At 71.0% G+C, this 12,074-nt stretch carries 11 protein-coding genes; all 11 read right to left on the bottom strand.

The features are described 5' to 3' along the window. Nucleotides 1-60: 60 nt before the first annotated feature. Nucleotides 61-1,647, bottom strand: a complete 1,587-nt coding sequence (gene serA, locus OG207_RS36965; RefSeq protein WP_329104963.1) for a phosphoglycerate dehydrogenase — start codon at nt 1,645-1,647, stop codon at nt 61-63. A gap of 81 nt (nt 1,648-1,728) precedes the next feature. Further along, nucleotides 1,729-2,052 (bottom strand): ferredoxin, encoded by a 324-nt coding sequence (fdxA, locus tag OG207_RS36960; RefSeq protein WP_329104961.1) that lies wholly within the window; start codon nt 2,050-2,052, stop codon nt 1,729-1,731. A 36-nt stretch (nt 2,053-2,088) separates the two neighbouring features. Continuing rightward, entirely contained in the window at nt 2,089-3,141 is a 1,053-nt protein-coding gene (locus OG207_RS36955) for a 2-oxoacid:ferredoxin oxidoreductase subunit beta (RefSeq protein WP_329104959.1), read from the bottom strand. Next, nucleotides 3,134-4,996, bottom strand: a complete 1,863-nt coding sequence (locus OG207_RS36950; protein WP_329104957.1) for a 2-oxoacid:acceptor oxidoreductase subunit alpha — start codon at nt 4,994-4,996, stop codon at nt 3,134-3,136. The genes OG207_RS36955 and OG207_RS36950 overlap by 8 nt, the downstream gene beginning before the upstream one ends. Beyond that, nucleotides 4,993-5,856, bottom strand: a complete 864-nt coding sequence (locus OG207_RS36945) for a VOC family protein (RefSeq protein ID WP_329104955.1) — start codon at nt 5,854-5,856, stop codon at nt 4,993-4,995. The genes OG207_RS36950 and OG207_RS36945 overlap by 4 nt, the downstream gene beginning before the upstream one ends. Nucleotides 5,857-5,860: 4 nt before the next feature. Then, entirely contained in the window at nt 5,861-7,207 is a 1,347-nt protein-coding gene (locus OG207_RS36940) for a hypothetical protein (RefSeq protein ID WP_329104953.1), read from the bottom strand. Next, nucleotides 7,204-8,292, bottom strand: a complete 1,089-nt coding sequence (locus OG207_RS36935; protein ID WP_329104951.1) for an NAD(P)/FAD-dependent oxidoreductase — start codon at nt 8,290-8,292, stop codon at nt 7,204-7,206. The genes OG207_RS36940 and OG207_RS36935 overlap by 4 nt, the downstream gene beginning before the upstream one ends. Then, nucleotides 8,289-9,611, bottom strand: coding sequence for a SidA/IucD/PvdA family monooxygenase (locus tag OG207_RS36930; RefSeq protein WP_329104949.1), 1,323 nt, complete (start codon nt 9,609-9,611; stop codon nt 8,289-8,291). The genes OG207_RS36935 and OG207_RS36930 overlap by 4 nt, the downstream gene beginning before the upstream one ends. Before the next feature lie 65 nt (nt 9,612-9,676). Further along, on the bottom strand, nt 9,677-10,045 hold the full coding sequence (panD, locus tag OG207_RS36925; RefSeq protein ID WP_329104947.1) for an aspartate 1-decarboxylase: 369 nt from the start codon (nt 10,043-10,045) through the stop codon (nt 9,677-9,679). 69 nt (nt 10,046-10,114) lie between these two features. Then, nucleotides 10,115-11,707 carry a class I tRNA ligase family protein gene (locus tag OG207_RS36920; protein ID WP_329104946.1) on the bottom strand — a complete coding sequence of 531 codons (1,593 nt, stop codon included), beginning with the start codon at nt 11,705-11,707 and terminating at the stop codon, nt 10,115-10,117. Further along, nucleotides 11,707-12,060 (bottom strand): cupin domain-containing protein, encoded by a 354-nt coding sequence (locus tag OG207_RS36915; RefSeq protein WP_329104945.1) that lies wholly within the window; start codon nt 12,058-12,060, stop codon nt 11,707-11,709. Before OG207_RS36915 ends, OG207_RS36920 begins: the two co-directional genes overlap by 1 nt. Between the last annotated feature and the right edge of the window lie 14 nt (nt 12,061-12,074).

The raw sequence follows: 12,074 nt of genomic DNA, 5'->3' as shown, positions 1-12,074 counted from the left end.
GCCGGGGTGGGGGGCGCGTCCTCGGGGCGGCCGCGGGCGGGGGACGGCGGTCGCCGTCCGCTACGGCATGAGGCGAACGAATCCGGCGGACGCCTCGTCGAGGGCCGATACGAGGCTGCCCACCACGGTCTCGGGTACGTCGATGTCGACGGACATGGCCGCCATCGCCCGGCCGCCGGACCGGGCGACCTCCATGTCTGCGATGTTGACGCCGGCAGCGCCCAGGATCAGTCCGGCCTTTCCGATGGCCCCGGGTTCGTCGGTGTACCAGAGGAAGAGCATGCGGTCCGTGAGGTCCAGATCGATGTCGCACTCGCCGATCTCGACCAGCTTGTGGGTGCCCTTCCGGGCGGACAGGGCGCCGGCGACGACCAGCGGCCTGCCGTCCGGCAGGACGCCGCGGACGGCAACGACGTTGCGATGGTCCAGACTCTCGGAACTGGTCGAAAAGCGCACGGAGACGCCGATCTCACGGGCGAGTTCCGACGCGTTCACCAGCGAGGGCTTCGTGGGGACGAGTTCGGCGAGGATCCCTCGGAGCGCGGCGGCCTCCAGGACCGTGACGTCCCGTCGGGTCACCTCGCCGCGGACCTCGATCTCCAGGTGCGTGGCGGCCCGGCGACCCGCGAGCTCGGTGAAGACGTGGCCGAGGTCGTCGGCGAGGGCCAGGTAGGGGTGGACCTCCTCCGCGACGGGACCTCCGGGGGCGTTCACCGCGTCGGGCACGAGCTCCCCCGCGAGTGCACGGCGCACCGAGTGGGCGACGGAGGTCCCGGCCTTCTCCTGGGCCTCGTGGGTGGAGGCGCCGAGGTGCGGGGTGACCACCACGTTGTCGAGGCCGAACAACGGGGAGGCGGTGCACGGCTCCACCGCGAAGGTGTCGAGCCCGGCCCCTGCGATGCGCCCGTCCTTCAAGGCGGCGGCCAGCGCCTCCTCGTCCACGATGCCACCACGTGCCGCGTTGACGATCCGTACGGTCCGCTTGACGATGCCCAGCTCCCGCTCGCCGACGAAGCCCACCGTCTCTGGTGTCTTCGGCAGGTGCACGGTGATGAAGTCGGACTCCCGCAGGAGCCTGTCGAGCGGTACGAGGCGTGCGCCCGCGTGCAGGGCCCGCTCCTGCGTGACGTACGGATCGTGGGCGAGGATCCGCATGCCGAACGCGGACATCCTCCGGGCCACCAGGGTGCCGATGCGGCCGAGACCGATGACCCCGAGGGTCTTCTCGGCCAGTTCGACGCCGGTGTACTTCTGCCGGTCCCACTCCCCGCTCTTGAGCGAGAAGTCGGCCTGCGGGATGGTGCGGGCCGTGGACAGCAGGAGTCCGCAGGTGAGTTCGGCGGCGCTGACGACGTTGGAGAGGGGGGCGTTGACGACCAGGACACCGGCCTTTGTGGCCGCGGTGACGTCGACGTTGTCCAGGCCGACGCCGGCCCGCGCGACGACCTTGAGGCGGCGGGCGGCGTCGATCACCCGGGCGTCCACGCGGGTCGCGCTGCGCACCAGAAGGGCGTCCGCGTGGGCAACGGCGGACAGCAGGGCCGGCCGGTCGGTCCCGTCGCAGTGCCGGACGTCGAAGTCGGGACCGAGCGCGGTGATCGTCGTGGGCGAGAGCTCTTCGGCTATGAGGACTATGGGCTTGGCCATGGGGAGAACTCGATCCGTGAAAGGCTCATGGGACGGAAAGGGCGAAAGGGGCCGCGGGAGCCGGATCCGGCGCCGGCCGGCTCAGGTCTGGGACGGCACGGGCACCGCGTCGACCACAGCGTGATCTGCGGCGAGCGGGGCGTGATCGCGCGATCCGCCGGGCAGGCCGATGCCGTCGAACACCTCGCGGTCCGCGATGCGGTACTCGCCGAAGGCCTCCGGGAGGTCGTCCTCGTAGAAGACCGCTTCGACCGGGCAGACCGGCTCGCACGCCCCGCAGTCGACGCACTCGTCCGGCTGGATGTACATCTTGCGCGGGCCCTCGTAGATGCAGTCCACCGGGCACTCGTCCAGGCAGGCCTTGTCCTTGATGTCCACGCAGGGTTGAGCGATGACGTAGGCCATGGGGTTTCCCTCCCGTGTCGGTGGTCCGTCGGGGTGTCAGCCGACGACGGACCAGGTGTCGTTTCCCACGAGCAGCGCGGCGAGGTCGCTCTTTCCGTACCGTTCCACCGCGGCATCGAGCTGATCGGCCATGAGGGTGTCGTAGACGGGGCGTTCCACCGATCGGAACACCCCGATGGGGGTCTGGTGGAGGGTGTCCGGGTCCGCCAGGCGGGAGAGGGCGAAGGCCGTGGTGGGTGTGGTCGCGCGGGCGTCGTGGACCAGGATCCGCGAGGCGTTCTCCGAAGTGACCGTGACGACCTGGAGTTCGCCGGTGGCCGGGTCGCGGACGACGCCCTTCTCGTTCTGGGCGCCGAAGCGGATCGGTTGCCCGTGTTCGAGGCGGATGACCGCCTCCTTGGCCTGGTCCTTGTCCTTGAGGACCTCGAAGGCGCCGTCGTTGAAGATGTTGCAGTTCTGGTAGATCTCCACGAGCGCCGTGCCCTGGTGGTCGGCCGCCTGCCGCAGCACCTCGGTGAGGTGCTTGCGGTCGGAGTCGACGGTGCGGGCGACGAAGGAGGCCTCGGCCCCGATCGCCAGCGACACCGGGTTGAAGGGTGCGTCGAGCGAGCCCATCGGCGTCGACTTGGTGATCTTGCCGAGCTCGGAGGTGGGGGAGTACTGGCCCTTGGTCAGCCCGTAGATCCGGTTGTTGAAGAGCAGGATCTTGAGGTTGACGTTGCGGCGGAGGGCGTGGATGAGGTGGTTGCCGCCGATGGACAGCGCGTCGCCGTCGCCGGTGACCACCCAGACGGACAGGTCGCGGCGGGAGGTGGCGAGGCCGGTGGCGATGGCCGGGGCGCGGCCGTGGATGGAGTGCATCCCGTAGGTGTTCATGTAGTACGGGAAGCGGGAGGAGCAGCCGATGCCCGAAACGAAGACGATGTTCTCCTTCGCCAGGCCCAGTTCGGGCATGAAGCCCTGAACCGCGGCCAGCACGGCGTAGTCACCGCAACCGGGGCACCAGCGGACCTCCTGGTCCGACTTGAAGTCCTTCATCGACTGCTGCGCCTCGGCCCGGGGGACCAGGTGGAGGAGGGGCTCACTCATCGATGGCCTCCTTGAGAACGGCGGCGAGCTGCTCGGCCTTGAACGGCATTCCGTTGACCTGGGTGTGGCTGCGGGCGTCGACGAGGTACTTCGCCCGGACGAGGGTGGCGAGCTGTCCCAGGTTCATCTCGGGCACGACGACCTTCTCGTACCGCTTCAGGACCTCGCCGAGGTTCTTCGGGAAGGGGTTGAGGTGCCGGAGGTGGGTCTGGGCGATGTGGCCGTTCTCCCGGCGGACGCGGCGGACGGCCGCCGTGATCGGCCCGTAGGTCGAGCCCCAGCCGAGGACCAGGGTCCGTGCGCCGTCCGGGTCGTCGACTTCGAGGTCGGGGACCTCGACGCAGTCGACCTTGGCCTGCCGGGTGCGGACCATGAACTCGTGGTTGGCCGGGTCGTAGGAGATGTTGCCGGTGCCGTCCTGCTTCTCGATGCCGCCGATGCGGTGTTCGAGGCCTGGCGTGCCGGGCACGGCCCACGGTCGGGCGAGGGTCTCCGGGTCGCGCTTGTACGGCCAGAAGACCTCGGTGCCGTCGGCCAGCTCGTGGTTCGGGCCGGTGGCGAACTGTGTCCGCAGGTCCGGGAGTTCGTCGACGTCCGGGATGCGCCAGGGCTCGGACCCGTTGGCGAGGTAGCCGTCGGAGAGCAGGAGGACCGGCGTGCGGTAGGTCAGGGCGATCCGGGCCGCCTCGATCGCCGCGCCGAAGCAGTCGGCGGGCGTCTTCGGGGCGACGATCGGGACCGGCGCCTCGCCGTTGCGGCCGTACATCGCCTGGAGCAGGTCGGCCTGCTCGGTCTTGGTGGGCAGCCCGGTGGACGGGCCGCCGCGCTGGATGTCGACGATCAGCAGCGGCAGCTCCAGGGAGACCGCGAGCCCGATCGTCTCGGACTTGAGCGCCACGCCGGGGCCGGACGTGGTGGTCACGCCGAGCGCGCCGCCGAAGGCGGCCCCGAGGGCGGCGCCGACGGCGGCGATCTCGTCCTCGGCCTGGAAGGTGCGGACACCGAAGTTCTTGTGCTTGCTGAGCTCGTGGAGGATGTCCGAGGCCGGGGTGATGGGGTACGAGCCCAGGTACAGCGGCAGGTCCGCCCGGCGGGAGGCGGCGATCAGGCCGTACGAGAGGGCCAGGTTCCCCGAGATGTTCCGGTACGTGCCGGTGGGGAAGGCCCGGGTCGCGGGGGCGACCTCGTAGGAGACGGCGAAGTCCTCGGTGGTCTCGCCGAAGTTCCAGCCGGCCCGGAAGGCGGCGACGTTGGCCTCGGCGATCTGCGGCTTCTTCGCGAACTTCTGCCGCAGGAAGGTCTCGGTGCCCTCGGTCGGCCGGTGGTACATCCAGGAGAGCAGCCCGAGCGCGAACATGTTCTTGGAGCGCTCGGCCTCCTTCCGGGACAGGCCGAACTCCTTGAGCGCCTCGACGGTCAGCGTGGTCAGCGGCACGGGGTGGACCCGGTATCCGTCCAGCGAGCCGTCCTCGAGGGGCGAGGTCGCGTAGCCGACCTTGGCCATGGCGCGCTGGGCGAACTCGTCGGTGTTGACGATGATCTCGCCACCGCGCGGCACGTCCCCGATGTTGGCCTTGAGGGCGGCGGGGTTCATCGCGACCAGCACGTTCGGTGCGTCGCCCGGAGTCAGGATGTCGTGGTCGGCGAAGTGCAGCTGGAAGGAGGAGACGCCCGGCAGGGTTCCGGCGGGTGCCCTGATCTCGGCCGGGAAGTTCGGCAGCGTGGAGAGGTCGTTCCCGAAGGACGCCGTCTCCGAGGTGAAGCGGTCACCCGTCAGCTGCATGCCGTCGCCGGAGTCACCCGCGAAGCGGATGACCACCCGATCCAGACGACGGACCTCGTGGTCGACGGTCATGCGACATCGGTCCCGGCCGTGCCCCGCGCGGGAGCTGCGGGCGCGTCGTGGAATCCGACGGCGCTGTCCCAGACCTCGGCGACGGAGCCGTCCTCCAGCTGGACGAGTCGGTGGCCGCCGGGTGTTCCCAGCGGCACGGCGACCGGGATGTCCTCCGGCGCGGAGGTCACCAGGGCCAGCCGGACGTCCGACGCGCGGGTGCTTTCCGGGCCGTCCGTGCCGACGACGAGCAGGTTCCCGACGGTGGCCAGCTCGATGCCGCCGCGGGTCCCCACCCGGAGGTGGGTGTCGCGGTCGAGGCCGAGGGCCGTCTCGTAGAGGCGGACGAGGGAGGCGAACACGCTCCGGCTCACCGCCTTGCGGAGGAGCAGCCGCACCCCCGGGTGTCCTGATCCTCGGCGCTCCGGGGGACGGGGCTGCTCGCCCGGGTTCGGGCGGTGCTCCACGAGCTCGGCGATCGCACCGTCAGGAAAGCGGACGCGGGCTCGGGCGCCCGGCAGGATCCGCTCCGGGGGTTCCAGCACGGTGGCGCCGACCTGGTCCAGGCGGCTCAGCGCACCGTCGAGCGAGGGCACGATCACGGAGTAGGCCGTCCGGCGCTGGATGTCGGTGAAGGGCCGGGCGCTGGCGATCAGGAGCATGTTCCCGACCGCCGCGAGCTCCAGCCCGCCGAAGTCGGGTATCGGCATCCTCAGGTCGGCAGGGATCCCGGTGAGCCGCTCGTAGGAGCGGATGCGCTCGTCGAGGACCGAGACGTCGATGAGGGAGCGGGCCAGCAGGCGCGGGCCCGGCAGCAGGGCGGAATCGGGCGTGGTGCGGAACCAGCGGTCCGGTAGCGCCGCCGCAGGAACAGTGGGCATCGCGTCAGGACTCCTTCCTAAGGTGCGACGTGGGTTCTCCCCACCATCTCCGGACGGTGAGTCCCCAGGACTCCAGCTCTTCGCCGACGAGGCGTCGCAAGGACGTGGCGTCACCGAAACGGTCGGGGATGCCGGTCACGGTGACGGTCAGCCGGTCCCCGGTCCGCAGGAGGCAGAGCGAGGCGCGCAGACGGGCCCGGTCCGGCCGGACGCCGGGCACGTTCATGGTGCGGACGGCGATGCCGGCGGCCTCCTGCCCGGTGAACCGGGCGATCGCCTCGGGGGTCCGGCCGAAGTTGGAGGCGACGACGGTGGTCTGCTGCGCCCCGGGGTTCTTGAGCCGGTGGGCGTGGCGCTCCGGGAGGAGGTGCCACAGGGGTTCCGGGACGAGCGTGCCGCTGTGCTCGCCCGTGGTGCGGAGCAGCTCCCTCGTGGCCCGTCGGGTCTGCCGAAGGCTCTGGTGCCGGGCGTGGCCGCCCGGCACGGTCAACGGCATCACGACCAGGGCATTGGCCCGGGCGTCCTGGTCGGACCGCCGCAGGCTCACGGGGATGCCGACGTCGAACGGTTCGGACGGGTCGCCCGCCCCTGCCGTCCGGACGAGGTTGGCGGCGATCTCGACGAAGAGGCTGTTGGTCGTCCCGCCGAACGCGTCCGCCTGCTGGTCCCACCGGGCGGCGTCCGTCTCGAAGATCGCAGAGGTGAAGAAGCGCGGTTCGGCGGGGGGTTCGGGACGGTCCGGGGGCCGCAGCGCGGTCCTGATCCGGTCGAGCCGTTCCGGGTTCGTCAGGGTCGCCGGGAGCCAGCGCGCGGCAGCCAGGCCGCCGCGGAGCGTCTGCTGTGCCAGGTCGGCCAGGTCGTCGAGCAGGCCGGGGCCGGCGGTCGGGCGGTGGGTGTCGTCAGGGGTGTCGTCACCGCCCGAGCCGATGGCGCGGAAGATGCCGAGCCCGTCGCAGCGGAAGTGGGGAACGGTCAGCGAGACGAGTGTGCCCGCACCGTACGGGGCCGCGGCCAGCCGCCACAGGGCGGAGCTGCCGGGCAGGAGCGGAGCCTTGACCTGGGCGTCGATCCAGTCGCCCAGGGTGGCGTCGGTCAGCGGCGTCGAGGTGATGCCGAGGGCTTCCTCGTTCCTGGCCGGCACCCAGCTGCGGCGTGCCCCGGGGACGGGCGAGCTCCGGGCGCGGCGGCTCAGCCACCCCTGGTCCAGGCCGTCCCACGCGGCTCGTAGCGCTGTGACGGGGACCGGGTCCCGGAACGTCCACAGCACCTGCACGATCCTGCTGGAGCCGAGGGTGTCGGCGGCGCGGTGGAGCATCTCGTCGGTGGGGTTGAGGCGGACGGTGGCCGTCATCGGGCGGCCACCTCCTCGAGGCGGGCGGCCGCGAGCTCGCCGATCGCCGGTGCCCGTTTGAACCCGCCGCCGTTCCAGCCGGTCGCGGTGACGAGACCGTCGAGTTCGGACCGCACGGTGACCTCGCCGTTCCCGGTCGGTGCCAGGGCGTCGTACGCGGTGACCCCGCCCGTGACCGGGGCCGTGGCCAGGTGCGGGTAGCGGTGGCGGAGGACCGCGCGAACGCGCTCCTCCTCGTGCACCGACACGCCCGGCCTGACGGTCTCGGGTACGTCGGTCTCCTGCGAGGAGACTCCCGCGAGGACCAGTGAGTCCGATCCCCACGGGCGCAGCCAGGCGCCCGTGGTGGTGTCCACGAGGGTGGGGAGCGTGGTGAGGTGCGCCGGTTCGGCGACCCGGAACAGGCAGTAGCCGACGGCCCGGGTACGCAGGGGCAGGTGGACGCCGACGCTCGCGGCCAGGGAGGTGCTGGCCGCGCCCGCCGCCAGCAGGACGCCCCGGGCCTGCACGGGTCCGGCGGTGGTGTGGACCCCGGTGACGCGCGAGCCGGACGTGAGCAGGTGGGTGGCGCGTGCCGCGATCAGTCGGAGCCGGGGGCCCGCGTCGCGTGCCATGGCGTGGGCCAGCGGTCCGACGGGGAGCCAGCCCGCGTTCGGTTCGTGGACCGCGACCAGGTCGTCGGGCACGTCGAGGGCGGGGAAGCGGGTGGCGAGTTCCCGGGCGGTGAGGATCTCCGCTTCGTGTCCGGCGGCGCCGAGGTCCGCAACGGCCGCCGCGGCCTGCGGGAGGTCGCCGCGCGCCACGAGGCTCAGGCTGCCCTGCCGGCTCATCGCGGGCCAGGTCCCGCGGTGACCCCGGCGCAGGTAGACGTCCAGGCCGGCGGCGGCCGACCGCCGTCGGGACGCGGACAGGTCGAAGGCGCGGACCAGCCCGCCGGAGGCGCCCGTGGCGCCTCCGGCGATGCCTGCCGGGTCGATGACGGCGACGGCGAGACCGCGGGCGCTCAGCCTCTCGGCGGTGGCGAGCCCGATGATCCCGCCGCCGACGACGGCGACGTCGGCGGTGGTGGGGACGGACCGGGTCACGGTGCGATCCCGGCGGCCAGCGGCTTCTCGTGGTCGTGGCTCAGGATCGAGTCGACGATGTCGGTCGCCCGTACCGAGAGCATGGCCAGCGCGCCGGCGTCGCCCATGCCGTGGCTCGCCTCGCAGAGCCCGTTGAGATAGACCTTGAGGGGCCGCGGTGTGCCTGCCTCCGTCTTCAGCTCGATCGAGTAGTCCCGCGCGACGACGGGGGCGCCGTCCTCGTCGAGCGGCAGACGGTGGGCGATGCCTTCCAGGAGCGGGTGGTACGGCTCATCGCCCGGTTCGCCGCCGAAGTCCCTGAAGCCGGTCGCCAGGATGACGACGTCGGTGTCGAGGGTCTCCTCGGTGAGGTGGTTGATGTCGCGCAGGACCATCCGGTGCCCCTGGCCGTGCGGCCTGCTGATGACGGCCTCCTGGAAGGGTTGCATCACGAGCCGGTCGGAGCCCGTCAGGTCGTACTCGCGCTGCACGCCGACGAGACGGTCTATCACGTCCTGGTCGCAGGCCGCGTAGTTGATGGACCGCAGTTCGTCGCGCAGGCGGCGCTTCTTGGCACTGGGCAGCGGGTGGAAGTAGTCGACGAACTGGGGGAGGAAGACCTGCCTGCTGTAGGGGCTGGTGTCCTTGAGCCGGAACCCGATGCTGCGGTGGACCGCGGTCACCTGGCGCACGTTGGGGCGGCCCAGCAGGTCGAGGATGATCTCGATGGCGCTCTGGCTGGCCCCGACGACGGCGACCCGGATCGCCTTGTCCTTGAAGCGCTCCATGGAGGAGAGGTACTGGGTGGAGTGGAAGACGCTCTCCCCCAGGCCCTTCTGGAACACGTACGGGATCCGGGGCGAGCGCCCGGTGCCCACGGAGACGCTGCGGCACAGATAGCGGCCGCCGTCGTCGGTGTCGACGCAGAACAGCTCGCTTCCGTCGTCGTCCTCGACGAGCGAGAGGTGCACGGCCGACCGACCGTAGTCCACCTGGTCGCGGAAGGCTTCGGCGACCCAGGCGAGGTAGCCCGAGTACTCCCTGCGCAGCGGGAACTTGGCGTTCAGGTGGAGGTAGTCCGTCAGGTCACCGCGTGCGGCGAGATACTTGACGAAGGTGTGCGGGCTGTCCGGGTTGCGCTGCATGGCCAGGTCGCGGAAGGGGTTGTTCTGGATGTCCGCGCCCGGGAGCAGCTGTTCTTGCTGCCACTGGAACTCGGGGGCCCGCTCGATGAAGTGGGCCAGGCCGGCGCGGCCGCGCTCTTCGAGCGCGACCGCCAGGGAGAGGTTCGCGGGTCCGAACCCCACTCCCAGCACCGGGTGGATCTCATGGGTTGTCACGGTTCACGCATCCTCGACTCGTCGTGCATGCAGGAACGTTGTCGCGGGACCGACGGGTCCGGAGGTCACGCGCTGAGGAGCGCCGTCTCGGTGATCGCGTTGGTGTCGTCGACGTGGACCACGCGGGACTTGTGGTCGGCGACCTCGTCCGGGGTGAGCTGCGCGTAGCTGATGATGATGACCTTGTCGCCGGTCTCCACGAGGCGGGCGGCGGCGCCGTTGACGATGACCTGGTGGGCGGCCGGCTCGCCGAGGATCGTGTACGTCTCGAAGCGCGCGCCGTTGTTGACGTTGACGACGTGCACCAGCTCGTGGACGCCGATGCCGGCGGCGTCGAGCAGCTCCGGCGAGATGGTGATGGACCCTACGTAGTTCAGGTTGCTGTCGGTGACGGTGGCGCGGTGGATCTTCGCGTTCATGAAGGTGCGCAGCATGGTGGATCTCCTGGGAGGTGAAGGTGTCGTCCGTGCGGGAGTGGTGTGCGGGGCGGGTCGCCCCGCAGGTCATGCGGTCGGGGCGGCCGGGATGACCAGGCCCCGGAAGGGGTTCTCCGGTGTGCTGGAGAGGTCGGCGAGCAGGGGTGCCTTGCCGACGGTGGTCGGGCCCGCGAAGGCGGTGGAAATGCTCTCGGCGAGGTCGGGGGTGATCGGCCAGGCCAGGGTGCGCAGCGCCCACAGGAACCTCAGCGCGCCGGAGACCTCGCTCGCGGCGTCGACCCGGATCCGGGCGGAGCGCAGCGCCAGCACCTCCAGGTGGAGGGCGACCGCCTCGGCGGCCTTGCGGACGCTGAAGTTCTCCAGCCGGTAGGCGTCCTCGAAGCGTCGCCGGGACGCCTGCAGGGCCGCGTCCCACCACGGGGAGGGCGTCGCGTCGATGTGGTGGCCGGTCAGGGCGTCGAGCTGTTCGACGATCGTGGTGAGGGGAGCGTCGTAGCGTGCGGCAATGGTGTCGGCCGCGATGGGCTCGCTGAATTCCGCCTGCTGTAGTTCGGGGCTGGTCAGGGCGAGGACGAACCGCGCCCGGTCGCGGCCGACGGACTCCAGGTAGTCGCGCGCCCAGCGCACGTCGCCCTTGCTGGTGGAGAACTTGCGGCCCTCCAGCATGTAGTACTGGTTGGTGAGCGTGCGGGTCCTGGGGAGGGGCACCGGCATGCCGTGGCGGGCCGCGAGCAGCGCCAGGGTCACGTAGACGAAGGCGTTGTAGAAGCCGTTGTCAATGCCGATGAACTGGACGAGTTCGTCGCACTCGGCCCGGGTGTCCAGACGTGCTTGCTGCAGCCAGTACAGGTGACCGACGTAGATCTCCGGCCAGGCGTTGATGGCCTGCGGCTGGATGTCGGGGCCGTCCCACTCGACCGTGATGCCCCAGGCGGTGGGGTAGGTCAGCGGGATGTACGGGAGCCGCCCGGCCAGCGTGTCGGCGACGACCTTGGCCAGGTCCGGACGCAGCTGCACGTCGGTGGTCCGGTACCAGTTGGTGATCATGGATCGGTAGCGTTCGAGGTCCAGGACCCAGATCGAGACCGTTCGCTGCGGCAGGGCGGATGCGGTGTCGGTGACGGGCAGCAGGGCGCCGGGCAGGTTGTAGAGGCCACAGGCCTCGCAGACGCCGGCCCTGGCGTGGGCCAGGCAGGTGGGGCAGCGTCCGGTGACGAAGGCCTCGGCCTTGTACTCACCGGTTTCGGCGTCGTACGGCAGATCGACCTCGCGCAGGTCGAACGCGCCGTGCTCCCAGAGCCGGGTGAAGAAGTCGCGGACGAACGTGGTGTAGTCCTCGTCCGGCCGTTCGAACAAGTCGACGTCGACGCCGGCCAGTTCCAGCGACTTCGTCACGCTCTCCAGCGCGTGCTGGATGAGCGCCTCCGGCGTGGTCCCGAGGCGTTCGGCGGTGGTGACGACGTAGGTCTGGTTGTCGTCGGTGCTGGTGGCGAAGGCCACGTCGTGTCCGAGGATCTTCTGGGACCGGGCGCACACGTCACTGTTGAGGACAGGGCCGGCGAGGTGGCCCAGGTGCAGGTCGCCATTGGGCGTGGGAGGCGAGAAGGTGACGTTGACGCGGCGCGGGGCGGTGGTGTCGGCACCCGGGGAGTCGGCCATCAGGCGTCCTTTCCGGCCTCGGCGGGCTGGAGCCAGTAGATGCTCACGAAGGTCAGCGGGTCGGACTCGCTGGTGTTCGTGACCTTGTGGTCGGTGCCGTGCGGGACGTAAACGACATCGCCCAGGGTGATCTGGCGCTCCTCGGTGCCGACGCGCAGGTACCCCTCACCGCTGATGAAGATGAAGGTCTCGTCGGTGGCGTGGCCGTGGGGCGTGCTGGACTCGGTCGGCCGGATGGAGCACAAGGTGCTGTTCCAGGGCGGGACGACGACGCCGTCCCAGGGGTAGAGCTGGCGGATGTCGCAGCCGTTCTTCCGGATCCGGGCGTCGTCCGCGTCGGTCTTCACGTGCATGGTGGAAGTCCCTT

This window comes from Streptomyces sp. NBC_01439 (assembly GCF_036227605.1).
GTDB lineage: Bacteria > Actinomycetota > Actinomycetes > Streptomycetales > Streptomycetaceae > Streptomyces.
This window is presented reverse-complemented; position numbering and strand designations above follow the sequence as displayed.